Genomic DNA, 24,235 nt, shown 5'->3' with positions numbered 1-24,235 from the left:
CGTCGGCGTTTCGTCCATTTTGTCAGGCGGAGGATGCCGGTATTGAGAGTGTCCAACAGACAGCGCCGCTTATTGGAAGTGCTGCTGAACCGGCAGGATGAAATCACCGCCGGCCAGATCGCGGAAGAGATACACACCAGCACCAGAACGGTTCATCGCGAGCTGCAGGAGCTTGAACCGCTGCTATCTTCTTATGGATTATCGCTGGTGAAGAAATCCGGAATCGGCATCATGATTGGCGGAAGTAAAGCGGATCTAGCCGGATTTAAACAATCGCTGAACGAATCGGAGACGGTTACCTACTCGCCGGAGGAGCGCAAAGTGCTCCTCATTTGCCGTCTGTTGGAGGAGGATGCACCGGTCAAGCTGTTTGCGCTTGCCCATTATTTGCATGCCGCTATCCCCACCGTAAGCCACGATTTCGATGAAATCGAGCCTCAGCTGTATCACAGCGGGTTGGCTTTGATCAGGAGACGCGGCTACGGCGTAGAGATTGAAGGTCCCGAATCTTCGAAACGCCGGTTTATAGCGCGTTTGGCGCAAGAGTTTCTGGACCATTCGGATCTTTTCGGTGCGACACACGGACAATCTTCAAAATGGCCCGTAACCCGGAAACTGCTGACAATGGTAGGTGTAGACAACTTTTTTGCCATTGAAAAAACGCTCTGGGATTGGGAGGACGAGTGGCCGAACCGTCTATCCGAGACAGCTTATACTCATCTGCTGATCCAACTGTCCGTAGCGATTTCGCGCATGCAGCGCGGACATTGGATCCTGAGTTCCGAGCAGCCGGCCGCAGCAGACAAGGAGCAGGATGACCCTCGCTTGAATCGGCTGGCTGCGCCATTCGGCCTCGAGCTGCCGGAGGGAGAAAAGGCATATTTGCTAAAGCTGCTCGACGGCGGTGAAGAGAAGGCGTCCGATGCTTCCGGCGTGCTGCTGGAAAAGTACGGCTTAATGCTTGCCGAGACAGCGGTTGATCTCATTCGTTCAGTAGATGAACATATGGACATTCCGTTCACGAAGGACCGCTCGCTGCTGGACGGCTTGATCCGGCATATGGGGCCGGCCTTGGAGCGGTTACGCAGAGGCGAAGTCATTCGTAATCCGCTTCTTCCGCAGATTAAAAAGGATTATGAATCTTTGTTCGCGGCAGTGCGGGCTGGTGTTGACCAAACCGTGCGGGACGCGGTCGTCCCGGATGAAGAGATCGGTTATATCGTGATGCATTTCGGCGCTTCCGTCGAGAGGTTGAACCTTTTTCCAAGAAGCATTAAAGCCTTGCTTGTGTGCACAAGCGGTATCGGCTCATCAAAACTGCTAGCGGTCCGCATCAACAAAGAAATTCCGCAAATCGATCTGATCGGGCATTACTCGTGGTATGAAGCGGCGCGCATTCCGGAGGAACGTTACGACCTGATCATTTCTACGGTAGATCTTCAGTTGGCCCCGGATCGTTATATCAAACTCAGTCCGCTGCTCACCCGTGAGGAGACTGAAAGACTCAAATCATACATTCGTAAAATAACGCTGAAAAAAGTACCTGCCGCGGAACCTGCCGCACCGGCGGATCATGGGCCATGGGACCGGATCAAGCTGATGCATGGATATGCTTTGGCTGCGATTCAACTGTTAGATCGGTTTGCCGTTTATCGGCTTGATATAGAGCCTGGCGAACGTCATTTGGAAAATGTGGTAACCGAGATGGTTGGCATTGTGTCGTCAACGGGCAACATAGTCGAAGAGGACACCGTCATCCGGCAACTGATCAATAGAGAAAAGCAGGGCAGCCAGATCATCCCGGATACACAGCTGGCGCTTTTTCATACACGAAGCGAATCGGTCCGGCAACCTGTTCTATGCTTATTCCGCCTGAATGTTCCTCTCCTGCTGGGAGAAGAACAAGCGGCCGCAGATGTGTCACACATTCTGCTTATGCTGGCCCCTGGGGAAATTGATAAACCGAGCTTGGAAGTGCTGAGCGAAGTGAGCGCAATGCTGCTGCAGCCTGAGATGGTGGAACTCCTCAAAGCCGCGGAGACGGAGAGGATCAAAGCTTTCATTTCCCGTGAGCTAGAAGCTTTTATAAAGTCTAAATTGGAATGGAGAGAACACTCATGAGCATACTGACCAAAGAAAAAGTGAAACTGAATGTGAAACCCGGCGATAAAACCGAAGCGATACGAATCGCAGGACAACTGTTGGTTGAAGCGGGACATGTGCCGGCGGAATATGTAGATAAAATGCTTGAACGGGAGAACACTTCCTCAACGTATCTGGGCGGCGGTCTCGCTATGCCTCATGGCACCAATGATTCAAAAAGTTTAATCCGTTCGACAGGAATGTCCGTTCTGACTGTCCCGGACGGTGTCGATTTTGACGGGGAAACGGCGAATTTGATTATCGGGCTTGCAGCGGTTGGAGACGAACATCTCGAGATTCTCTCGAGTGTCGCCGTTCTGGTCTCCGATGAAGACGATATGCAGCGGATCTTGCAGGCGAAATCCGAGGCGGAATTGATCGCGATCTTCGAAGAGGGGATGGAAGCATGAAGGCCGTTCACTTCGGAGCCGGGAATATCGGCAGAGGCTTCATCGGTCTGCTGCTCTCTAAATCCGGTTATCAGGTACAATTCGTGGATGTTAACGATCAGTTAGTTGACCTGCTTAAGCAGCGCGGAGAATATACAGTGACACTGGCCAATGAGCAAGGCGACACTATCGTAGTTGAGAATATCACTGCTATTAACGGCAAAGATCTGGACGCCGTGGCGAAGGCCGTTGCGGAAGCTGATTTGGTAACGACGGCAGTCGGCGTGAACATCTTGAAATTTATTGCCGAAGGTATCGCCAGAGGCATTAAGCTGCGGGTGGCGGATTCGGCCTATCCTCTTCATATCATTGCATGTGAAAATGCGATCGGCGGCAGCTCCCAGCTGAAGGAGCATGTTTACTCCCATTTATCGGAGGAGATCAGGCAGCGGGCGTCATCGAGCGTTGCGTTCCCGAATGCCGCGGTGGACCGGATCGTTCCTCTTCAGCAGCATGAAGACAAGCTTCACGTTACGGTAGAACCTTTCTTCGAATGGGTGGTGGACCGTTCCGCCATGCTGCCTGGGTTTCATGAGATCGAGGAAGTCGATTATGTCGACAACCTGCAGCCTTATATTGAACGGAAATTGTTCACCGTGAATACGGGTCATTGCACCGCGGCTTACCACGGATTTCTCAAAGGATATGGCACTATACAGGATGCGATGAAAGACAAGGCGCTGGCGGCTGAGGTCAGGGAAACACTTGGCGAGACGGGAGCGGCATTGGTCAGGGAGTACGACTTCAATCAGGCGGACCATAACCAATACATTGACACAATCATCGAGCGCTTCAGGAACCCGCATTTGACGGATGAAGTCGTCCGAGTCGGCCGCTCGCCGATCCGCAAGCTGTCTCCGAACGACAGGCTGGTGCGCCCTGCGCTTATGGCACACGCTCACGGCATGCAAGTACCGCACTTGGCCAGAGCGATGGCAGCCGCTTTGTTATTTGATTATCCCGAAGACCCGGAATCTGTAGAGTTGCAATCAACCATTAAGGAACATGGGGTCCAAGCGGCCATTACGAAATATACGGAGATACCGGAGACGCATCCCGTTCACGAGCTAGTCGTGGCGGCATACGAATCGTTGAAACACCGGGATTAACGGCAAAGGAAGTGTTGAAAGATGATGAATCAGTTGTTGAAAGGCATTGCAGCTTCGCCGGGGTTAGCTATTGCTAAAGCTTTTGTGCTTAAGTCCGAAGAATATACCCCTGTTCAAACCACTGTGGGCAATCCTGAACTCGAAGCGGAAAGGTTTATGAACGCGGTGAATCAAGCTCGTGCGGAGCTTGAGCAAATTCGGGCATCAACAGAGGAGAAACTTGGCGCGCATGAGGCGCAAATTTTCGAAGGCCATTTGTTAATCCTGGAGGATCCCGATCTGATTGACGTCATTGTGGACAGAATCAAGACGGAATCCGTGAACGCCGAGTTCGCGCTTTATGAGGTGTCGCAGTCTTTCATCGACATGCTTAATCAGATGGAGGATGAGCTGCTGCGGGGGCGTGCGGTCGACATTCAGGATGTGACCGGGCGTGTGATGAACAGGCTGCGGGGGACGGACAGCGGGAATTTGTCGCAAATGACGGAGCCGTGCATCATCATTGCCGAGGATTTGACGCCATCGGACACCGCGCAGTTAAATCTTCAAGCAGTCCAAGGTTTTATCACCGAAATCGGCAGCCGCACCTCGCACTCTGCCATTATGGCGAGATCATTGGATATCCCGGCAATTGTAGGAGCGGGAGCCGGTATCCGCAATATTCAGCCAGGCACCATGGTGGTGATGGATGCTTCCGAAGGAGTCATTGTGGTGGATCCCGGTGTTGACGAGCTTGCCGGCTACCAGGAGAAGAAACGAGAATATGACCGGCGCAAATCCGTGCTGGCACAGTGGGTAAATCGGACGACTGCTTCCAAAGACGGTAAGCTGGTTGAGTTGGCTGCGAACATCGGTAAACTGGAAGACGTGCAGAAGGCGCTGGATAACGGTGCGGAAGGCATCGGTTTGTTCCGGACCGAGTTTTTGTACATGGGCCGCAGCCAGCTTCCGACTGAAGATGAGCAGTTCAACAGTTATAAATATGTGCTTGAGAAAATGGAAGGAAAGCCCGTAGTCATCCGCACCTTGGATATCGGCGGGGATAAGGAGCTGCCCTACATGGATTTGCCGAAGGAAAGCAATCCGTTCCTGGGCCAAAGAGCGCTCCGGCTTTGTCTTGACCGCCCGGATCTTTTCCGTACGCAATTGCGTGCGCTGCTTCGTGCCAGCCGATATGGAAATCTGAAAATCATGTTCCCTATGATTGCCGTTCTGGATGAACTGCTGGAAGCTAAACGCATTCTGCAGGAAGAGAAACAGAAGCTGGCTGCGGAAGGCGTGGAGTTGGCTGAGCGTATCGAAGTCGGCATGATGATCGAAGTTCCTGCAGCGGCTATATCAGCTCACGTATTCGCCAAGGAAGTCGACTTTTTCAGCATCGGAACCAACGACCTCATTCAATATACGATGGCTGCCGATCGCATGAACGAAACGGTATCTTACCTTTACCAGCCATGCCATCCTTCGATTCTGCTGCTCATTCGTATGGTCATTGATGCTGCAAAGCAAGAAGGGAAATGGGTCGGCATGTGCGGTGAAATGGCAGGGGACGAAACCGCGATCCCGTTGCTGCTGGGCATGGGGCTCTACGAATTCAGCATGAGTGCAGGCTCGATCCTTCCGGCCCGGGAACTCATCGCTCGGCTTTCACAGTCCGAATGGTCCGGTCTAGCTGAGCAGGCGCTTACGATGCACGGACAGCAGGAAATTCAAGCCTTCGTTCAGAACAACAAGAAAGGAGAGCAATAACATGATTACGAAATCATTCACGATTATTAATCCGACGGGCTTTCACGTCCGTCCGACGAAAACTTTCGTCCAAACCGCCAGCCAGTTCCCTTGTAAGGTGAACGTCATCAACAAAGGTAAAAAGGTAAACGGCAAAAGCTCCTTGAGCATGCTCACCTTGGGCATCGCCACCGGCGATGAGGTCACATTGGAGATTGACGGCGAGCAAGAAGCGGAAGCTATGGAAGCGCTGGGCAAGCTGCTTGTAGAAGTCCACGAATAGTCAGTTCCATATAAAGCGAAGCCTTAGTCCACGTTGGACTAAGGTTTTTTTGCATTTACCCCTTGCCTGTAAGTTGGTAAAATATGTAACGTAGTACCACCATCTTAAGCGCAGAATAAATTCCTGAAAAGAGGTGATGTTTCCAATGATCATCGCCACATGGAACTGTAATATGGCATTTCGCAAAAAGGCATCCCACATGATGAACATAAAACCGGATATATTAGTGGTTCAGGAATGCGAGCATCCGGATCGGCTGACCTTTGAAAGTCCATTTTCTGAACCGTTGCACAAATTATGGTTTGGGGACAACCAAACAAAAGGGCTTGGCATTTTCGCTTACTCCGATTTTAGACTTGAACTTCATAACAGCTACGATGCCAATCATAGATACATCGTTCCCATCAAGGTCAGCGGCGCTGTCGATTTTAATCTGCTCGCTGTCTGGGCAATGGACGATAAGCTCAACCGGAGAAACAGATATGTCGGACAGGTCTGGAATGCGGTCAATCACTATTCGCATATCGGTGACAAAACCGTCATCGCCGGTGATTTTAACAGTAACGCTATTTGGGATAACGAGAGCTCGCTTCGGTCAGGCAACAATTTTTTTTACATCGCAAAACCGACAGGCCATACCACATCGACTACTGTTTCCTTTCAGAGGAATTTGTGAACATACTGGATGCAGTAACAATAGGAGAGTACGCAGATTGGATCAAATACAGCGACCATATGCCCGTTTATATTAAATTGCGCTGTTAAAGCGCCAGGCAGGTGTTAAATTGATAAACCGAGTCCTTACTTTTTTAATTGCCATCGTTATTCTATGTGGTTGTAGAAGCGATTCTGTAGAAGATGCGTTCTATTCCAAGCATGAAGAGAATGAGATACTGCATATTCACCGGGATCATGGAGGTGCTGTCGTGTTCTATCAAGCCCCTTTCGACAATGGTACGGGCATCGGGGCTGCGATCATCGAGGGGGATGATCACAACGGTTGGGACTATTTAAAGTCCTCAGCAATATATATGCCAGGCTTCATGCTTAATAGTGACAGGGTTAATTATATTGAGGATCCTGCTGTACGTTTGTTTTACGGTGTTCTTGACGACCCAAGTGCGGAAAGAATCATTTTCGAAAATAAATACGACAAGCAGCAAGAGGCGCAGATTGTAGATACAAATTGGAAAAGGATATGGTTTGCTTATGTAGCCGTACCAAATGAGCTCAAATTTAAAATACTAGATAAAGACAGTAATATTTTATTTAAAGTGCCGGCCGCCGGCGGTTAAATGCTGAATGGCGCTGCCGGATGAATTAAGCCGCCAATTATAACTCGGAGTTGATTAATATGGCTAAAATCTGGTAGTTTTGAGGTAAATGACAAAACAAGGGAGAGGTTGACCGAAATGAGAACATTACATAAAGAAATTGTAGTATCAGAAAGTAAGGAGTTAATTTGGTATGCATGGACGATATCTGAGCGGGTAAGTCAATGGTTCGCACCGGCAGCCAACATAGATCCGCGAGTGGGAGGCGCATTTGAACTGTTTTTTATCCCAGGCAATAAAGAACAGATGAACACTAAAGGTTGTAAAATTACCTCTTTGTCACCGATGGAACAGCTATCTTTCACATGGAAGGGACCGGATGATTTTGCAGGTCTCATGAATTCATCAGACTCACTTACCGAGGTGCAAGTACGCTTTACGCAAGCGGGAGACAAAACGACAAATGTAACTATCGAGCATACGGGTTGGGGCACAGGCGAACAATGGGATAAAGCGTTTCAGTGGCACGAGATGGCATGGACGCAGGTATTAAACAGTTTAAAAACAGCTTTGGAATCAGGTGAGGGAGAATTGTGCTGTTCGCCAGGTCAATCTGCATCATAATTGCGCGATGTCTACCTATCTTTTTCTGCCGATGACAGAGGAATATGCCGCCTTGATCTCGCATTGGAAGTATGACGAACCATACTCAGTCTACAGTATGGATGGCAGTAAGGAATGTATCACTGAATTACTAAATTGTGAGTATTATTATGCTTTGCATGAGCAGAATGGGTTATTCGGCTACGTCTGCAAAGGCGAGTCAGCGCGTGTGCCGGGCGGATATGGCGCCGGTATCTATAACGACAGTATCTATGTGGATATTGGACTGGGCCTGAGACCGGACATCACAGGACAAGGCAAGGGGTTGGAATTTTTGATACTCTGTATGCATTTTTTACGAGAACAATTCAATATCCACCACTTTCGGTTGGTTGTGGCAAGCTTTAACGAACGTGCGATAAAAGTTTATGAACGTGCCGGTTTTGTGAAGGGAATTACTTTTCAGAGTAACGTAGATGGTCAGGACATGGATTTTACGGTAATGCGCTACACTTACTCGACAACATAGGAGACTCATATAAACCGCATTCTGGGTTTTGTCCTTGTTGAAATATATCCAACTTTAAATAAACCGGTGGAGCAACAGCTCCGCCGGTTTATTTCATTATTTGCCGTTATCGTAGTTAAGTAGAGTTGTATAATGCTCTGCTGGATTGCCCTATATTTCAGATAGCTTCTAAGATCTCGCTCAAATCTGGCCACTCACCACATCTGATTCTATCTACTGACACCATGATCGGCCATATAGATGGTTGCTGATTTATACTGCAGAAACCAAGGGATGAAGGGGGTAAATCAAAAAGTTCCGAGTTCGGCGAACGCTTGCTCTACCAAGGTGTAAAACTCATTTAGAAGGAGTGAAAAAATCAAATGAACTGGAAAAAATTCCGTATACAGATCTCATTCGGCATGGCACTGTTGATAACGCTTTCATTCGCATTGCCTGTACAGGCAGCAGGTCCAACAAGCACCGGCGAAAAAGTCGATCTCAAGTCCAACTCTCCGCAGATTATGGCCGTGAAGGTAGATCCAAAGGTACAGAAACAGTTCGAAACTGATCAATACGTCACTTTCCTTGTCAAAATGAAAGAGCAGGCGGATCCCCAAGTTGCTGCGCACAAAGCGCGGCAGCAAGCGACAGCCGACAAAGTTACACCTTCTGCGGCCAAGCTGGCTATGCGAAACTCCGTTGTGAGCACACTGCGCGAGACGGCCTCCCGTACCCAGTACAACCTGGAATTATATTTGAAGAAAGCGAAAGGCAAAGGAGAAGTAAAAGATTACAAGAGCTTTTTTATCGTTAACTCAATGGCGATTACGAGTACAAAAGAAGCGATGGAGCAAATCGCACAGCTCCCCGAGGTCGACAAAATTCTGCCTAACCAGGAACGCTTTCTCGACAAGGTGGAGAAAAGCCAGGCAAGCAGCTTCACGACGGCCGGTGCCCAACCGAGCAGTGTGGAATGGAACATCGCGCAAGTGCATGCTCCGGAGGTTTGGGCAATGGGAATTGACGGTACAGGCATAGTCGTTGCCAACTTGGACACAGGAGTGGAGTATTCTCACCCGGCCCTGAATCGCAAATGGCGGGGACTCGATGCGTTGGGCAATGTTTCACATCCCGAATTAAGCTGGTACGATGCGCATAGTCACTCGCCGCTGCCAGCGGATGGCCACGGCCACGGCACTCACACAATGGGTACGATGGTAGGCTCCGAAGCGGACGGCGTTAACCAGATCGGCGTTGCTCCAGGGGCTAAATGGATCGCTGTACGTATTTTCAACCCTAGTACGACAGATGCCATTATTCTGGATGCAGGACAATGGCTGCTTGCCCCGGTGGATTCCGAAGGGAATCTCCATCCTGAGCTGGCGCCTGATGTAGTGAATAATTCTTGGGGCGGCGGTCCAGGAATCGACGAGTGGTTCCGCCCAATCGTGCAGGCGTGGCGTGCCGCGCAGATTTTTCCTGAGTTTTCTGCGGGCAACGTCACCGCCACCAACCCCGGTGGACCAGGTTCCGTAGCGAACCCCGCCAACTATCCGGAATCGTTCTCCACCGGTGCGATCGATATTAACGGTAACTTGGCGAATTTCTCTCTCCAGGGACCATCTCCATACGGTGAGATGAAACCGGAAGTGTCGGCTCCGGGCGTAAATGTGCGCTCATCCGTTCCCGGCGGTTATGAAGGCGGCTGGAACGGCACTTCGATGGCTGGCCCGCATACCACAGCGACTGCAGCGCTCTTGCTTCAGGCCAACCATTCTCTAACGGTGGATCAATTGGAACAGATCATCACGACTACGGCGACTCCACGCACAGATGGCCAGTTTCCTGAAGCTCCGAACAACGGTTACGGGTATGGGCTCGTGAACGCCTTTAACGCCGTTGGTTCCGTTATAAGCGGAATCGGTACCGTCACCGGAAAAGTGACGACATCGGGTGACGACGATGAACCGCCGGTACTGGATCATACGCCGCTGGCCGTCGTATACACAGGCTTTGACGTACCGTTGACGGCTCATGTCACGGATAACGTCGGCGTCACCGCGGTCGAGGCGTTTGCCAAAATTGTCGGCACGGATCAATATGTATACCTGCCTATGGAACGCATTTCAGGTGATGCGAAAGACGGTATGTATCAAACATCGTTACCGGCATTTCTGCTTGATTCAGCCGGGTTGGAGTACTACATCCGGGTAAACGATTACGGCAACAACGGATTTGAATCCCCGAAATACCGAGTCATTGTCTCCAATGGTGTCCAGCCTGGTTATATGCAGGATTTTGAAACCAATTTCGACGGGTTCAGCACAGGCGGTGATCATAATACCTGGGAGTGGGGCATTCCGACAAGCGGACCGGGCTCCGCGGCATCGGGACAAAAGTTGGCAGGCACTAACTTGGATGGACCGTATGATCCTAACTCGAATGCTTACTTGCTGGCGCCTCCGATTGACCTGTCAGCCGGTACGCAAGGCGTCGCTTTGTCCTTCAAACATTGGTTTGATCTTGAAACTGGTTTTGATTCGGGCGTCGTTTACATCGCTTCGGAGGACAACAACTTCACTTTCGTTCCCAAAATGCAATTCACCGGCAGCAGCCAAGGCTGGAAGACGCAATTCATAGACTTGAACGAATACGCCGGCCAACGGATTTATGTGCTGTTCAATCTGTTTTCGGATGGTTCTGTCCAACGGGCGGGCTGGTACATCGACGATCTGACCGTTCTGGCTCCGGATTCAACTCCTCCGGCAGTTCCAGCCAATTTGACGGCTTCGTCGGATCCGACCGGCAACGTTGTGCTTGGCTGGTCGCCTTCTGCGGACGCAGACTTCAAACAATATGCGGTATATCGGTCCACACTGCCGGGTGCGGGCTATGACTTGCTTGGAACCACGACGGCAACGGTTTATACCGACAGTACTGTGGCAGACGGAACCACCTATTATTACACGGTAGCCGCGCAAGACTATAGCGGTAACGAAAGCGGCAAATCGAACGAAGTTTCCATTACGGTTCAACGCTCTATCCCGATCTTCAGCGATAACTTCGATGGAAGCACGGATAACGGTTGGATCCATCAGGGGACGAATGACGTATGGGAACGCGGCGCGCCGGCTTCGCCCGGACCGACAAATGCCGTAACGCCTCCGAATGTGTGGGGCACCGATCTCGACGGTAATTACCTGAGCGGCAGCAATTTTTCTCTCGAATCCCCGACCATTGATCTGACTGCGGCATCGACAGCCGTGCTTACATTCGATCACTGGTATAGTTTTGAAACCGGATGGGATTTCGGCCGCGTAGAAATAACCTCAAATGGCGGAAGCTCCTGGACGGAACTGGGCAAATTCTCACACGTCAGCAACGGAATGCAATGGACTCCCGTCTTCTTTGACCTAGCGCCTTATGCAGGGCAGCAGATTAAAGTTCGTTTCAGAGTGACATCCGACAACAGCGTTGTAAAAGCCGGATGGTACATCGACAACTTCCAGGTGCTGCCGACTACAGCGCCTGCGACAACACCCGATGTACTGCCTGATTTCGGCGAAACAGCAAAACCGAAACCCATCTACGGCGATCTACTGTTCAAATTAACGAAAACAGGTAAAGACAATTTCATAGAAAAGAAGCCGACAGGCGATGTTGTGCTGCAAAGTTTACCTGTTGGAGCGTCTGTGACGGTCGTTGAAACCGGTGTCTCCACTCAATCGGATATGTCTACCGGACAGTACAGCTTCATGCATGTCGCAGGCGATTACCACCTTAAGGCCGAAACATACGGCTACTATCCACAAACTGCGCCTGTAACGATCACTGACAACGCAGCAGTGACAGCCAATTTCAAACTGCAGCCGATCCCTCATGGTCGTGTTGCCGGCGTGGTCACAGACGAACGCTCGCATGAGCCTATTGCCAATGCCACAGTGTTTGTGATGGAAGATGCAAGGATAACTCCCGTGCGGACCGGCGCGGACGGAGCATTTACATTGGATGTGTTGGAAGGAACGTATACAGTGGCGGTTTCCGCGCCTGATTATTACAACAAATCGGTAACGGTGACGGTTCCTCCGAACGAAAGTGTGGAAGCGAATGTTGCCCTGAAACCCTTTGTTGGATTTGCGGGCGACATCGGGTATGACGACGGTACGGCGGAAAACGCTAGAGCATTCAATGCGGCAAACAATGCATGGGCGGTTAGAATGACTCCGCAAGCGGGAACCGCTCAGGTCACCGGCGCGTCGTTGCGTTTCTGGAATACGGAATGGCCGCAGCCGGGCGGAACAGCGTTCCAATATGCGGTATTTGACGCATCAGGCGCTGGCGGAGCACCCGGACGGATGCTGGCAGGTCCGTTCGACGGTACCGCTCTCCGCAACGGGCAGTGGACGTCCGTCAGCCTGGCGGATCCCGTTGTCGTACAAGGCGATTTCTACATCGTATACATTCAGACAGCCGCCTATCCGAATACACCCGGACTGGGGACGGACGAAGACGGAACCAACGCCGAACGCAGCTGGCAGAGAGTGGGCGGAGTGTGGGGCCAATCGCCGCTTGACGAAGGCAACTACATGATTCGCGCGATCGTTCGATATCCGGTGAACGCTCCGGTTATTGCATCGCCGGCTCCGAATTCATTTACGAACCAAACCTCCATAACCGTCACGGGCAGTTCCCCTGCAAACGGCGCGACCGTTAACATTTACAACGGAACGGAGTTGGCAGGCAGCGGCACGGTGGCTGAAGGACAGTTCAGCATTCCCGTATCACTACAGCCAGGGCAGAATCAACTGACTGCTGAAGCGGTAGTTAACGGCAAATCGACCGACCGGTCCGAGCCTGTGATTGTTACATTGGATCAAACAGTTCCAGAGTTGACGGTAACCGCTCCGGCGGATGGATTCAAAACAAATGTGGAAATGGTATACGTCGAAGGATCTGCAAGCGATGAGCACCTCGGAGAGATTACGGTTAACAATGAACAAGTGAATCTCAGAGCCGACGGCACGTTCTCTCATCGCATTCTCGTTAATGAAGGTGACAACTTCATTACCGTCACCGCCAAAGACCGTGCCGGAAATGAAACGACAGTCACCCGATCGGTTGTTGTGGTACTTGATCTGCCGGAAATCACCAACATCTCTCCTGCCAGCGATGTCCATATAACAGCAGGGGGTACGTTACAGGTTTCCTTTGATAGCGCACCCGGCTTGCATGGCTCGTTCAGGGTTGAGCTCCCGCTGGCTCCAAGCGCTGCCGGAAGCAATGAAGTGTTGATGACGGAAACGTCATCGGGTCACTACGAAGGAACTTATACGACACCGGAGTCTCTCGTTGTTAACGGCGGCGTCATCGTTATCCGGGTTCGGGATGACGCGGGTAACGAAGTGGAAGTGCAGGCGCCTGGCAAATTGTATGTATCAGGACAGCCGAAACCTCCATCTAACGCAGATCCGGTTGCAGTCATCACAGCTCCTGGTTCTGCAAAACCGAAGAAACCTGTGACATTCGACGGTTCTCTCTCAGGAGATGTGGATGGAACGATTGCCAGCTACGAGTGGAGATTTAGCGATGGAGGCACTGCTTCCGGAGCAAGCGTAAATCACACATTCTCGAGAGCCGGCTCCTACAGCGTGACCTTAACCGTGACGGACAACGCCGGCGCAACGAATTCCATCACGCATACGATTGTTGTAAAGTAAGTTCGATCTTATACCAGTAATAAACAATGCCGCCCGGCGATAGGGCGGCATTGTTTATTATTTTTGGCTCTGTTAACTCTGATTGTTGATTTCTGCCCAAAATAAAAACGCCCTTATTATTGGGTGTTTAATGCTGAACTATCGTTCCCCCGTTAGTGAGTATCTTTCAATCGAGTTCTTTCTTAAAAGACAAAATAAAAGCGGTTTCATTTTCATTAGTATCCAACAGTATATCACCATCATTTTTTTTGCATAATTTGTTTGCATATCGTTAAGCCCAGCCCAGTCCCTGATGATTTATTGGTTATAAATGGTGTGAATAATAAATCTTTTATCTCGTCAGGGATCTTTGGACCATTGTTAGATATATATAGATACACATTATCATCATCCTCTTTCATTGACAGTGTGATTTCTTTTTTTATGGGAAACTTCAAGTAACGCATCAGCTGCATTGTTTAATAAATTTGAAATTACTTGTTGTATGCCCTTCTTTTGCACCCTGATAATTTTATCCTTTTTAAATTTTTTTACAAACATAACATCTTCTTGTATTAATCGCGGATTTAACATGGATAGAACTGAATTAATAATTTGTATTAAAGAGATGTTTTCGTACGATTCATCATGTTTTACATTCCTGGAAAAACTGAGAAAACCCGTAATTTGCATATTAATAGTCTCAAATTCATCTTCAATAATTTTTAAATAATTAGCAATCTTTTGGTTCATTTCAGATGAAATGTTTTGTTTAATGAGTTTTAAAAATCCCTGAATGGAGGTAAGAGGATTTCTGATCTCATGAGCCATACTGGCTGCCATTTTGCCAATCAGAGTTAAGCGCTCACTATGTAGCTCGTTAATTTGCTTCTCTTTTTCCAATATAACATTCCGAGTCATGTTCCAATAATTTTCACGAGCATGCTTCTCAAATAAATCCATCCTATATATGTACTTTTTTATAAGTTGATAGATGTCAATCTGATTCTCTATGGCAACCATTTCGACAGTTTCAAGAATAATTTTTCTCCAAATGTTTGTAGTAATTAGAATATATTCAATATAGTTATACCGATCCAGTGAAATTTTGGACCATTTGGGTATAGAATTAAAAATTGGATGGTCGTCCGCAAGGATTTCTAATTTCATTATATAATCTAAATAATTATCAATATTTTCATCTGAGTCTAGAGGCAGATCGGGATAAATTTCACGAACTTCCCGAGACCATCTTTTCGATAAGGTCGCTTTGTGGCTTAACATGATTGAAACATACTCATTATTCATTATTAAAGCCACCGCCTTATTACGGACTAATTCGACAAATATTAGCCGAATACCTTTAAATCATATATGTTAATAAAATAATTCATATTTGGTTTGTTTCGCATAACTGTCCTTTAATTCAAGAACATATATCGATAAAAGACAAGAAATTGTATCGGATCCTCTCTTACACACAACCGAACCGCTCTTCAACTCATCAGTGCAAATTACAGTCGACGGCCTTAACATCAAAAAGCTGCCGGAGCGAGTTTTGACCGGTCAGGTAGAGAGATTCCTCTTCCATCCGTCACAGACGGCACTTTCGCTACACCAGGAAGAATATTACAATAGAAATATTTAAATTACGGCAGCAGGTGGGTGAGCGACACAGCCCGCCGGTTCGAACACATATAAGTTGTCTCAAATATCAGGACAGCCTTGCGAACTAAAAGGAAGCGTATTGATGTAACTTTCCATGTAGGCCCAATCCGGCTCACCTTTCGAGGTCACAGGCAAGCGGATAACCGACTAAATAATCAACAACAAAGTTTAACAGAGCCTTATTTTTAAGAATATAATCGTCCTTCGAGTCCTACCCCGGCCGCAGGAATTCGCTGTATAATAACCTTTGGGTTGCGAAATTTCCAAATAAAGTGCATTCAGGGGGCGAATCATGAAAACAAATGTTCGGCCCAATGCGAAAGCGGGGAAGAGAGGCTACCCAAGTCAGTGGGAAGGCCCCGCAACAGGGTGGGATTCATACTTTTACAGTGATTTTGATGGTGTGGGTGAACTATACAATGAATTTGTCTCAAAGGGTGCATTAATTGCGTATGAGCCACAAATTGAAACGATGGGAGATAAGCAGTGGAAATTCACATTTTAACGACTTGACTGACACTATATATTGATGGTAAACTCAGTCCCATAACTAAATATTGTGAAGAAATCGGTGTTTCTAGCATTCGCATGCTAAGAGACTTAATAGGGAAGTTCGGTGTAAAACCGACGCGGTCCCGCCACTGTAATGGGGAACGTGATGCATTTGTCCACTGGCCGTCGGCCGGGAAGGCGCATCCACGTGAAGAACCTAAGCCAGGAGACCTGCCGTTTCTTGAACACTAATGACCTACGGGAGATAGGGAGGTGTTGAGATGGGGCGGCAGGGTTGCCACCCGTTAACCGAGTACAACTTGGCATTTCGACGTTTTCTATAAACGTTGGGATGCTTTTTTTATTGCGAAATGGAGGAAAAATGGAATGATAGTTGTCAAAAGAAACGGTCAAACGGAAGAAATGCAATTTGCGAAATTCAAGAAAGTGATCGACTATGCGATGGATGGCAGCGGACTGTCCGACATTGAGATGGAAGAAGCCCTGTTGCCGCAGCTGAAGGACAGAATGTCGACAAAGCAGATTCAGCGCATTCTGATCCAGACCGCCACCGAGAAAATTTCGGTGGAACAGCCGCAATGGGAGAAGGTAGCAGCGAAGCTGTATCTGTATGATCTGTACAAGGAGGCGGCGGTGAACCGCGGTTATGGGAGTAAATCGTTCGGGTACGGAAGCTTTTATGACCTCGTGCAGATGCTGACTCAGCTGGGCTTATACGGAGCATATGTGCGCAAAGCTTATAAGAAGTCGGAGATTGAAGAACTGGGCCGGTACATCAAGCCGGAAAGGGACGAGTTGTTCACCTATGTCGGAGTGAAGACGCTTGCCGAACGTTACTGCGTGCGGGGCTTCAACAAGGAGGTCTACGAGCTGCCGCAGGAGGCTTTCATGGGAGTTGCGATGGCCATTGCCGCGGCGGAGAAACCGGGGGACCGGGTGCGCTGGGCCAAAGAGTTCTATGATGTCATGTCTCTCCTGCAGATGACGGCGGCGACACCGACGATGTCGAATGCGCGAAAGCCGTATAACCAGATGTCGAGCTGCTTTATCGGCACAATGGATGATTCTCTCGAATCCATTTTTCACGTTGTGGATCAGTTCAGCCAGGTGAGCAAGTACGGCGGGGGAATGGGAATTTACATAGGTAAGGTGCGGGCCGCAAACTCGGATATACGAGGATTCAAAGGGACAAGCGGCGGCGTCATTCCGTGGGCTCGCATTATCAATGACACTGCGGTTGCTTGCAATCAGCTCGGTATGCGCAGCGGCGCGGTCAGTGTTACATTGGACATTTGGCATCGGGATATCTGGGAGTTTCTGAATTTGAAAACGAATAACGGGGATGAACGCCGTAAAGCACATGATATTTTTCCTGCGATATCCATACCGGACGTTTTTATGCGGCAGTTAAAGAAAGAAACACGTGTCAGGGACGGCAAGTTTTACTTGATGTGTCCGCATGAAATCCGCAGCGTGATGGGCTGGAGTCTGGAGGATTGCTACGATGAAACCGAGCAAGGGGAATTCACCCGGCGTTATTGGCAGTGCGTTGACCACCCCGATTTGAAGAAAGAAGAAGTGCTTGCTATAGATCTGTTGAAGGCGATCATCAAATCCGATACGGAAACCGGCACGCCCTTCCAGTTCTATCGCGATTCGGTTAACCGGATGAATCCGAACAAGCACGCAGGAATGATTTACTCCAGTAACTTGTGTATGGAAATCAATCAGAACATGTCCGCAAGCGGTCCGGTCGAAAGACGCATAAGCAAGGATCGGGACGGCAATGAGTATGTGGCGGAAACGAGAAGAAGCGGGGACTTTGTTGTCTGCAATCTCGGATCTCTGAATCTTGGACGGCTGCAAGACGAGCAAAGTATAGCCAAGGTTGTGCCGGTCGTTATTCGCATGCTCGACAACGTCATTACGGTTAACCATCTGCCGGTGAAGCAGGCGGAACAGACGAACAGCAACTATCGGTCAATCGGACTCGGCACCTTCGGTTACCATCATATGCTGGCCATACAGGGAATTCAGTGGGAATCCGAAGAGCATGTCGCATTCGCCGACCGGATTTACGAAGCGATCGCCTATCACGCCATAAAGGCGAGCTGCGATCTGGCGAGGGAGAAGGGGGCTTATCCGCTTTTCTCAGAGTCGGAATGGGCAACGGGCGCCTACTTTGAGCGGCGTGAGTATACGAGCGAGAGATGGAAAGCACTGGCTGCGGATGTCGCGGCGTGCGGGCTGCGGAACGCTTATCTGATGGCTGTAGCTCCGAACGGCTCCAGTTCGCAGTATGGCGGCTCCACGCAAAGCATCGATCCGATATATGCGAGATTTTATTTGGATGAAAAGAAAAACGCCGTAATCCCGATCATCGCGCCCGATTTGAATGCCGACACCTTCTGGCTGTATAAGGAGGCGCATCTGATCGACCAGAGTTGGAGCATCCGGGCATGCGCGGCCCGGCAGCGGCATATCGACCAGTCTCAAAGCTTCAATCTTTATATTACTCCGCAAACGAAAGCAGCCGACATTGCCCAATTTTATGTATCCGCATGGGAACAGGGTGTGAAGACGCTGTATTATACGCGCAGCCGAAGTGTGGAGGTAGAAGACTGTGCGGCTTGCTCCGCTTGACAGTATATTTCGTAGGAGGATAATCGCATGCAAACGCTGAATCCCAAAGCGCTCTTCAATCCCGACGCCGATACCCGTGAATCCGGCAGGACACTGATCGGCGGCGAGACGACCAATCTGATGATGTTAAGCAACAACAAGTACCGGTGGAGCTTTCCGCTATACAAAACGATGATGCAAAACTTTTGGATTCCCGAAGAAATTTCGCTGGGGCAGGACAAGCTTCATTACGATCGGCTGGAACCGGCCGAGAGGGAAACTTTCGACAAGGTCATCTCGTTTCTCGTGTTTCTCGATTCTCTGCAAACCGTCAATCTGCCGAACATTAACGAGTACGTCACACTGCCTGAAGTCAATCTGCTGCTGAATATCCAAACCTATCAGGAAGCTTTGCACTCTCAGAGCTACGGCTACATTTTGGAAAGCATCGTAGGCGCACAGCGGCAGCGGGAGATTTACGAAATAGCCATTAAGGATCCCTATCTGCTGCGGAGAAACCGTTATATCGCCGATTGCTATCAGGAATTTATCGATGAACAGACCGAGAAGGGCTTTGCCAAAGTCATGATGGCGAATTACATTCTGGAAGGCATTTATTTCTATGCGGGTTTCTCTTTCTTCTATAATCTTGCACGATTTGGAAAAATGACGGGAGTCGGTACGGAGATCAAATATATTAACCGCGATGAATTGACGCATCTTGCGCTGTTCCAGAATATGTTCCGGGAGCTTCGCAGTGAGTGTCCGGGCATATTCACACCTGCATTCGAAGAAGAGCTTCGGGATATGATGAGGCGGGCGGTTGCACATGAGATCGAATGGGGTGAATATGCTTTCGGCGACCGAATTCAAGGCTTGAATAGCGGCCTCATACGAGACTATATCCGCTATTTGTCAAATTTCAGGCTTGAAGCAATTGGACTGACGCCGCTGTATCCCGAGGAGGTGGAGGATCCGCTGCCGTTCATTCGCCAATTCACTCAATTTAATCAGACAAAGACGGACTTTTTTGAGGAAAAGGTTATCAATTATGCAAAGGGAGGATCCGATCTCGATCTGGATGCCCTTGATGATTTCGAACTTTGAAAATTAGCTGAAAAAGAAGGAGGAGTGCGCTGATAAAAGCGACTCCTCCTTGTTTGTATAGCACGGTAGTTACTTCACTTGTTCGTTAACAGAGTGCTGACCGAGGTGTATATTCGAGGCAAGAAATTCAAGACGGTGCCGCTCTGTGGAAAGTCGATGGTTATGCCGTACACGGCGTCATCAACTTGCTTCACAATCAGTTGCCGGGTGCTGGTATCGCTGCTTGCAGTGAGCATCATCAGCGCTCCGCCAAGTGAAGGGCTAATTTCAGAGGGAGGGGTTTCCTGCACCTCTCCGATCGGGATGAGCTCTTTCTCCGCTGCTTGTTTGATCTCTTCCAACTTATAGCCTGCAGGCAGCTTTTCAATGGTGGCCCGATACCGGTCATCCGTTTCAAAAGTCATTGTTCGCGAGGCGTCGTCAAACGTTAATCCTTCCAGCACATACAAAGCATATTCGGGTAAGATCCTCAGGCCTCCTGAGTAAGTCCACGGGCCACCATCGGTTTCAACCGTGAAGTCCTTCTGCCGCGGAAGCAAATCAATCCCTGTCTTCGGCGGAGCGTCGCCGATCTTCTTGATCTTCTTGATCTTCTTCAAATATCGCTGGAAAATGCCGCCCTCAAGCGGTTCTTCTTCATACTCGATCCAGACTTTGTCGCCTTCATTGATTTCACGGAAATCCAGGTCGGGAGTTTCATACGTTTGAAATGCCGTTTCTTGCCCGTCGATGTTGATCGCCACAGTGTGGGCGTCAACGCCTGCTACATATTCACCGGTGCCTTGCTTGGTTATTCGCACCACAGGCGTCGAAGATGCCGGCGGTGCCGGGGTCGCCGGCTCCGTCTCCACGGCCGGAGATGAGCTGACCGACGGCAGCGGCGGCTGTTGCGCGGCCGGCTCGGTTTGATCCTGCATTGCGAATCCAATCACCAACGCCGCGCATACCGCAAGCGAAGAAATAGCGGCTAGCAGCACATTACGGGGAAAGCGCCGCCGTTCCTCCACGGCTTCCGCCGCCTGCTCAATCTTCAGTATTTTTTCCATAGTGAATGTCTTTGCCTTGATCGGATCTGATTTCAGCGCTTCATACCATTGCGGCTCACGCTCTTCCATGAATCCATTCCTCCTTCCAGGCTCCGTTTACTTTCTGACGCGCCCGCGATAATCTCGATTTAACCGTGCCTTCCGATACGCCGAGCAATTGCGCGATTTCTTTTTGCGACAGTTCATTCTTAGCATGCAGGACGAGAACTTCACGATATTTAACGGGTAGATTCATGACCAGCTGCCAGAGTTCGCTGGAAAGGGAATGCTGCACCGCTTCCTGCTCGGCGGACGGATGGGTTTCGCTGGGGGTTACCGATTCGGCCAAAACAATCTTACGCATGAAGGCACTCCTGCGGTAATTGATCGAAATATTGCGCGTGATGGCAAACAACCAAGTTCGCATGGAGGATTCGCCCCGAAAAGAAGCGATATTACGATACACTTTCAGAAACACGTCCTGCGAGATGTCATCCGCAAGGTCAGCTCTGTTGGTTAGCAAGAAAGCATAATTCCAGACTTCCTGGCCATATGTCAGCATTAATTCCCGAAAACTTTCGGCATCCAGACTTTCAGCCACTTTCCAATACTCCAGCTCCATCACGATCTCACCTCTATTAGTTAGACAATTCAAATCGGAAGTTCGTTCCAAACTGGCTGTATTTGTCAGCAGATTGTTTGTATACTTAATTCATTAGCTGAACATAGCAAGCTGTTCAAGAGAGGCTGATGAGACGGATGGCAATTTATTTCGCGCTTTTACGAGGCATTAACGTAGGTGGAAAGAACATCATTAAGATGGCTGAATTGAAGCGGATGTTTGAGGCTATGGGGCTGAGCCGGGTTCAAACCTATATCCAAAGCGGTAATGTTCTGTTCGAATCGAATGATGAGGAAGAACGTTTGCGTGAACGAATTGAGCATGAAATTCAGGCGGTATTTGGTTTCCCGGTAAAAGTTATTTTAAGAACAGCGGAAGAGCTGAAAAGAATTGCTGCCAGTTGCCCGTTCTCAGAGCAGGAAGTAGCCGAAGCGGAGGCATTCTCTGAAGGAGAGAAGCTGTACGTCGGCCTGTTACTTGAGAAGCCTTCCTCGGAAGGGATTGAACGGCTGAAGCCTTACCAAAGCGTAAACGATCAGTATCGGGTCGTTGGCAAAGAAGTGTTTCTTTTGTTCCGGGACAGCGTACGCAATTCCAAGCTTGCGGCCAACCTTGAGAAGTTAGGTGTACCGGTGACCGTACGTAACTGGAAAACGATGAACAAGCTCGTCGCCCTAGCTCATACTATAGAGGTTAAATGAAATTTGAAGCCGGCTCAAGTGAACCGGCTTCTTTTTGTTTGGAGAAAATGAATAACAATTTTACATTTCGTAGACATGACCATCTTTATCCATTACTATAATGTTATAAACGATACACAAATGTTCGTTTAAAACTCGCGATGGAGTTGAATTTCATGTCCGTTTCTCCACGTTTGAATCGAATGTTTAGCGCTCAGGGCAAATGCTTCGATGTAGCGATAGACCATGGCTTTTTTAATGAATTTACCTTTTTGGCTGGAATAGAAAACATGAAACAAGCAGTCGAGACCATCGTAGATGCGAACCCCGACTGTATTCAACTGAGTACCGGACAAGCCCGGCATTTGCAGTCCATGAAAGGAAAGCAGAAGCCGGGACTTGTGCTGCGGGCGGATGCCGCGAACATTTACGGCGCCGAGCTGCCGAAGTTTCTGTTCAGCGAGCTGATCGAGCGTGCGGTTGAGCAGGCGGTCGTTTGGGATGCAGTGGCTGTCTGTGTGAATCTACTGTCACTGCCGAATCAGCCCGAGCTTCATCATCAATGTGTGCGAAATATATCCCTTTTGAAAAAAGAATGCGAGAAGTACGGAATGCCGCTCATGGTCGAACCTTTGGTCATGCTTCCAAACGAACAAAAGGGCGGTTATATGGTGGATGGAGATATTCGTAAAATCATGCCGTTGGTGCGTCAAGGCGTTGAACTTGGTGCGGATGTGATCAAGGCGGATCCCTGTGACGACGTGTCCGAGTACCATCGGGTAATTGAAATCGCTTGCGGCATACCCGTACTCGTTCGCGGCGGCGGGCGTGCAAGCGATGAGGAAATTATGAGCCGTACCGTGCGGTTAATGGAGCAAGGCGCCTCGGGTATCGTCTATGGACGTAACGTGGTGCAGCACCCGAATCCCGCGGGTATGACCAAGGCGCTGATGGCCATTGTGCATCATGGAGCAACTGCCGAGCAGGGGTTGGCACTTCTGAAAGGGGACGGACGATGATGGTCAGCAGAGTCATTCGATTCGGCGTGATCGGCTGCGGTCTCATGGGCAAGGAGTTCGCCAGCGCCGCCGCTCGTTGGTGTCACCTGTCCGATGTCGACTTCGAGCCCCGCATCGTGGCGGTTTGCGATGCGAATCCCGACGCAACGGAGTGGTTCCGGGAGCGTGTGCCGACTGTTGAACGGACTTATTCGAATTATAAGGAATTACTCGCCGATCCGGCGGTGGAAGCTGTTTACTGCGCCGTTCCGCACCATTTGCATGCACAAATTTATGTGGACATCATTAATACGGGCAAGCATTTGCTTGGCGAGAAACCGTTCGGTATCGATCAAGAGGCGAATGGTTTGATTCAGCAAGCAATTCGTGAAAATCCCAGCGTCATCGTCCGATGTTCCTCCGAATTTCCGTTCTTCCCGGGAGCTCAGCAAATCATCCAATGGGTTCGGGAAAATCGCTTCGGCAAAATTATTGAAGTAGAGGCGGGTTTCTGGCATTCTAGCGATCTCGACCCGGTAAAGCCGATCAATTGGAAACGAAGGGCTGCAACGAATGGAGAGTACGGATGTATGGGAGATCTTGGCATGCATGTGCTGCATTTGCCGCTGCGTTTCGGATGGAAGCCGGCTAACGTTCGGGCGCTGCTGTCCAAAGTCGTAAATCAGCGTCCCGACGGAAAAGGCGGCATGGCTCCATGCGAAACATGGGATAATGCGATCCTTGCGTGCGAGGTCGAAACGGAAGTACAGAGCTTTCCTATGGTTCTGTCCACCAAGCGGATCGCTCCGGGTCACGCCAACACTTGGTTCATCAAGATTCAAGGCACGGAATTTTCAGCAGAATACTCGACGAAAAATCCGAAACAAGTCGCTTCGCTCCCTTATCGGCAGGGGCAGCCGCAAGCATGGCATATTGCTGATGTTCCGTACAAATCCGCTTACGATACGCTGACAGGCGGTATTTTCGAATTCGGCTTCTCGGACTCCATTCTCCAAATGTGGGCTGCATTTTTGTGACGAGATTTCGCATGCCGGCCAAATTGCGGCAGCCGTTCGGGTGTGCCACACCGGAAGAAGCGGCAGGCAGCCATCTCGTGTTTACAGCTGCTCTGGAATCTCAGCGCACCGGTGATACGGTTGAGGTGAATTGGAGGGATTAAGTTGGACCAACGACAGGCTTCGGAC

21 protein-coding genes and 1 riboswitch are annotated in these 24,235 nt (G+C 49.6%); of the genes, 17 read left to right on the top strand and 4 right to left on the bottom strand.

Annotated features, from left to right (window positions below):
- Positions 1 to 48 precede the first annotated feature (48 nt).
- The 10 genes from SD71_RS07105 to SD71_RS07060 all read left to right on the top strand — a co-directional run bounded on the left by SD71_RS07105 (position 49) and on the right by SD71_RS07060 (position 13,816).
- Entirely contained in the window at positions 49 to 2,121 is a 2,073-nt protein-coding gene (locus SD71_RS07105; RefSeq protein ID WP_235427030.1) for a BglG family transcription antiterminator, read from the top strand.
- Complete coding sequence (locus tag SD71_RS07100; RefSeq protein WP_041061526.1) at positions 2,118 to 2,552, top strand: PTS sugar transporter subunit IIA; 435 nt, start codon at positions 2,118 to 2,120, stop codon at positions 2,550 to 2,552. Before SD71_RS07105 ends, SD71_RS07100 begins: the two co-directional genes overlap by 4 nt.
- Positions 2,549 to 3,700: a mannitol-1-phosphate 5-dehydrogenase gene (locus SD71_RS07095; RefSeq protein ID WP_041061522.1), complete on the top strand. Its 1,152-nt coding sequence runs from the start codon at positions 2,549 to 2,551 to the stop codon at positions 3,698 to 3,700. The genes SD71_RS07100 and SD71_RS07095 overlap by 4 nt, the downstream gene beginning before the upstream one ends.
- A 24-nt stretch (positions 3,701 to 3,724) precedes the next feature.
- Entirely contained in the window at positions 3,725 to 5,449 is a 1,725-nt protein-coding gene (gene ptsP / locus SD71_RS07090) for a phosphoenolpyruvate--protein phosphotransferase (protein ID WP_041061620.1), read from the top strand.
- A gap of 1 nt (position 5,450) precedes the next feature.
- Positions 5,451 to 5,711, top strand: coding sequence for an HPr family phosphocarrier protein (locus tag SD71_RS07085; protein WP_041061519.1), 261 nt, complete (start codon positions 5,451 to 5,453; stop codon positions 5,709 to 5,711).
- A 136-nt stretch (positions 5,712 to 5,847) separates the two neighbouring features.
- Entirely contained in the window at positions 5,848 to 6,387 is a 540-nt protein-coding gene (locus SD71_RS07080) for an endonuclease/exonuclease/phosphatase family protein (protein WP_326998714.1), read from the top strand.
- A 250-nt stretch (positions 6,388 to 6,637) separates the two neighbouring features.
- Positions 6,638 to 7,006 carry a hypothetical protein gene (locus SD71_RS07075; protein WP_041065147.1) on the top strand — a complete coding sequence of 123 codons (369 nt, stop codon included), beginning with the start codon at positions 6,638 to 6,640 and terminating at the stop codon, positions 7,004 to 7,006.
- A 117-nt stretch (positions 7,007 to 7,123) separates the two neighbouring features.
- Positions 7,124 to 7,609 (top strand): SRPBCC family protein, encoded by a 486-nt coding sequence (locus tag SD71_RS07070; RefSeq protein WP_041061513.1) that lies wholly within the window; start codon positions 7,124 to 7,126, stop codon positions 7,607 to 7,609.
- Positions 7,610 to 7,616: 7 nt separating this feature from the next.
- Positions 7,617 to 8,117, top strand: coding sequence for a GNAT family N-acetyltransferase (locus tag SD71_RS07065; RefSeq protein WP_041061510.1), 501 nt, complete (start codon positions 7,617 to 7,619; stop codon positions 8,115 to 8,117).
- Between the two features lie 362 nt (positions 8,118 to 8,479).
- Positions 8,480 to 13,816 (top strand): S8 family serine peptidase, encoded by a 5,337-nt coding sequence (locus tag SD71_RS07060; RefSeq protein ID WP_041061507.1) that lies wholly within the window; start codon positions 8,480 to 8,482, stop codon positions 13,814 to 13,816.
- Between the two features lie 239 nt (positions 13,817 to 14,055).
- On the opposite strand, the gene SD71_RS26160 is transcribed toward SD71_RS07060, so the two are convergent.
- Entirely contained in the window at positions 14,056 to 14,217 is a 162-nt protein-coding gene (locus tag SD71_RS26160) for an ATP-binding protein (protein WP_161793352.1), read from the bottom strand.
- On the bottom strand, positions 14,204 to 15,103 hold the full coding sequence (locus SD71_RS07055; RefSeq protein ID WP_041061505.1) for a sensor histidine kinase: 900 nt from the start codon (positions 15,101 to 15,103) through the stop codon (positions 14,204 to 14,206). Before SD71_RS07055 ends, SD71_RS26160 begins: the two co-directional genes overlap by 14 nt.
- Before the next feature lie 652 nt (positions 15,104 to 15,755).
- Here SD71_RS07055 and SD71_RS07050 point away from each other — a divergent pair.
- The 3 genes from SD71_RS07050 (at position 15,756) to SD71_RS07040 (ending at position 19,705) form a co-directional block, all read left to right on the top strand.
- Complete coding sequence (locus tag SD71_RS07050) at positions 15,756 to 15,968, top strand: hypothetical protein (protein ID WP_041061499.1); 213 nt, start codon at positions 15,756 to 15,758, stop codon at positions 15,966 to 15,968.
- Between the two features lie 47 nt (positions 15,969 to 16,015).
- Positions 16,016 to 16,208, top strand: a riboswitch (cobalamin riboswitch).
- A 134-nt stretch (positions 16,209 to 16,342) separates the two neighbouring features.
- Entirely contained in the window at positions 16,343 to 18,619 is a 2,277-nt protein-coding gene (locus SD71_RS07045; RefSeq protein ID WP_041061496.1) for a ribonucleoside-diphosphate reductase subunit alpha, read from the top strand.
- A 27-nt stretch (positions 18,620 to 18,646) separates the two neighbouring features.
- Positions 18,647 to 19,705 (top strand): ribonucleotide-diphosphate reductase subunit beta, encoded by a 1,059-nt coding sequence (locus SD71_RS07040; RefSeq protein WP_041061491.1) that lies wholly within the window; start codon positions 18,647 to 18,649, stop codon positions 19,703 to 19,705.
- A 74-nt stretch (positions 19,706 to 19,779) separates the two neighbouring features.
- Here SD71_RS07040 and SD71_RS07035 read toward each other — a convergent pair whose 3' ends face one another.
- Both SD71_RS07035 and SD71_RS07030 read right to left on the bottom strand, forming a co-directional pair.
- Positions 19,780 to 20,820: a hypothetical protein gene (locus SD71_RS07035; protein ID WP_041061488.1), complete on the bottom strand. Its 1,041-nt coding sequence runs from the start codon at positions 20,818 to 20,820 to the stop codon at positions 19,780 to 19,782.
- Positions 20,807 to 21,352: an RNA polymerase sigma factor gene (locus SD71_RS07030; RefSeq protein ID WP_041061486.1), complete on the bottom strand. Its 546-nt coding sequence runs from the start codon at positions 21,350 to 21,352 to the stop codon at positions 20,807 to 20,809. The genes SD71_RS07035 and SD71_RS07030 overlap by 14 nt, the downstream gene beginning before the upstream one ends.
- A 137-nt stretch (positions 21,353 to 21,489) precedes the next feature.
- Here SD71_RS07030 and SD71_RS07025 point away from each other — a divergent pair, with 137 nt between their 5' ends.
- From SD71_RS07025 to SD71_RS24765, 4 genes are all read left to right on the top strand, one after another.
- The gene (locus SD71_RS07025) at positions 21,490 to 22,053 is read left to right on the top strand and encodes a DUF1697 domain-containing protein (protein WP_041061483.1); all 564 of its coding nucleotides are present in this window, start codon (positions 21,490 to 21,492) and stop codon (positions 22,051 to 22,053) included.
- A 140-nt stretch (positions 22,054 to 22,193) separates the two neighbouring features.
- Entirely contained in the window at positions 22,194 to 23,051 is an 858-nt protein-coding gene (locus tag SD71_RS07020; RefSeq protein WP_326998713.1) for a class I fructose-bisphosphate aldolase, read from the top strand.
- Positions 23,048 to 24,067 carry a Gfo/Idh/MocA family protein gene (locus SD71_RS07015; RefSeq protein ID WP_235427024.1) on the top strand — a complete coding sequence of 340 codons (1,020 nt, stop codon included), beginning with the start codon at positions 23,048 to 23,050 and terminating at the stop codon, positions 24,065 to 24,067. Before SD71_RS07020 ends, SD71_RS07015 begins: the two co-directional genes overlap by 4 nt.
- Complete coding sequence (locus tag SD71_RS24765; protein ID WP_235427023.1) at positions 24,064 to 24,210, top strand: hypothetical protein; 147 nt, start codon at positions 24,064 to 24,066, stop codon at positions 24,208 to 24,210. The genes SD71_RS07015 and SD71_RS24765 overlap by 4 nt, the downstream gene beginning before the upstream one ends.
- The last annotated feature ends 25 nt before the right edge of the window (positions 24,211 to 24,235 follow it).

Origin of the sequence: Cohnella kolymensis (assembly GCF_000829465.1) — a bacterium.
In the GTDB taxonomy this organism is placed as follows: Bacteria; Bacillota; Bacilli; order Paenibacillales; family Paenibacillaceae; genus Cohnella; species Cohnella kolymensis.
Note: the sequence above shows the minus strand (reverse complement) of the source record. Positions and strands in the feature narration are given on the sequence as shown.

Bases quoted from the DNA above. Each gene is read 5' to 3' on its own strand.
- SD71_RS07100 (WP_041061526.1), top strand. From the start codon at position 2,118: ATGAGCATACTGACCAAAGAAAAAGTGAAACTGAATGTGAAACCCGGC.
- SD71_RS07095 (WP_041061522.1), top strand. From the start codon at position 2,549: ATGAAGGCCGTTCACTTCGGAGCCGGGAATATCGGCAGAGGCTTCATC.
- ptsP (WP_041061620.1), top strand. From the start codon at position 3,725: ATGAATCAGTTGTTGAAAGGCATTGCAGCTTCGCCGGGGTTAGCTATT.
- SD71_RS07085 (WP_041061519.1), top strand. From the start codon at position 5,451: ATGATTACGAAATCATTCACGATTATTAATCCGACGGGCTTTCACGTC.
- SD71_RS07080 (WP_326998714.1), top strand. From the start codon at position 5,848: ATGTTTCCAATGATCATCGCCACATGGAACTGTAATATGGCATTTCGC.
- SD71_RS07070 (WP_041061513.1), top strand. From the start codon at position 7,124: ATGAGAACATTACATAAAGAAATTGTAGTATCAGAAAGTAAGGAGTTA.
- SD71_RS07065 (WP_041061510.1), top strand. From the start codon at position 7,617: ATGTCTACCTATCTTTTTCTGCCGATGACAGAGGAATATGCCGCCTTG.
- SD71_RS07060 (WP_041061507.1), top strand. From the start codon at position 8,480: ATGAACTGGAAAAAATTCCGTATACAGATCTCATTCGGCATGGCACTG.
- SD71_RS26160 (WP_161793352.1), bottom strand. From the start codon at position 14,217: ATGAAAGAGGATGATGATAATGTGTATCTATATATATCTAACAATGGT.
- SD71_RS07055 (WP_041061505.1), bottom strand. From the start codon at position 15,103: ATGAATAATGAGTATGTTTCAATCATGTTAAGCCACAAAGCGACCTTA.
- SD71_RS07050 (WP_041061499.1), top strand. From the start codon at position 15,756: ATGAAAACAAATGTTCGGCCCAATGCGAAAGCGGGGAAGAGAGGCTAC.
- SD71_RS07045 (WP_041061496.1), top strand. From the start codon at position 16,343: ATGATAGTTGTCAAAAGAAACGGTCAAACGGAAGAAATGCAATTTGCG.
- SD71_RS07040 (WP_041061491.1), top strand. From the start codon at position 18,647: ATGCAAACGCTGAATCCCAAAGCGCTCTTCAATCCCGACGCCGATACC.
- SD71_RS07035 (WP_041061488.1), bottom strand. From the start codon at position 20,820: ATGGAAGAGCGTGAGCCGCAATGGTATGAAGCGCTGAAATCAGATCCG.
- SD71_RS07030 (WP_041061486.1), bottom strand. From the start codon at position 21,352: ATGGAGCTGGAGTATTGGAAAGTGGCTGAAAGTCTGGATGCCGAAAGT.
- SD71_RS07025 (WP_041061483.1), top strand. From the start codon at position 21,490: ATGGCAATTTATTTCGCGCTTTTACGAGGCATTAACGTAGGTGGAAAG.
- SD71_RS07020 (WP_326998713.1), top strand. From the start codon at position 22,194: ATGGAGTTGAATTTCATGTCCGTTTCTCCACGTTTGAATCGAATGTTT.
- SD71_RS07015 (WP_235427024.1), top strand. From the start codon at position 23,048: ATGATGGTCAGCAGAGTCATTCGATTCGGCGTGATCGGCTGCGGTCTC.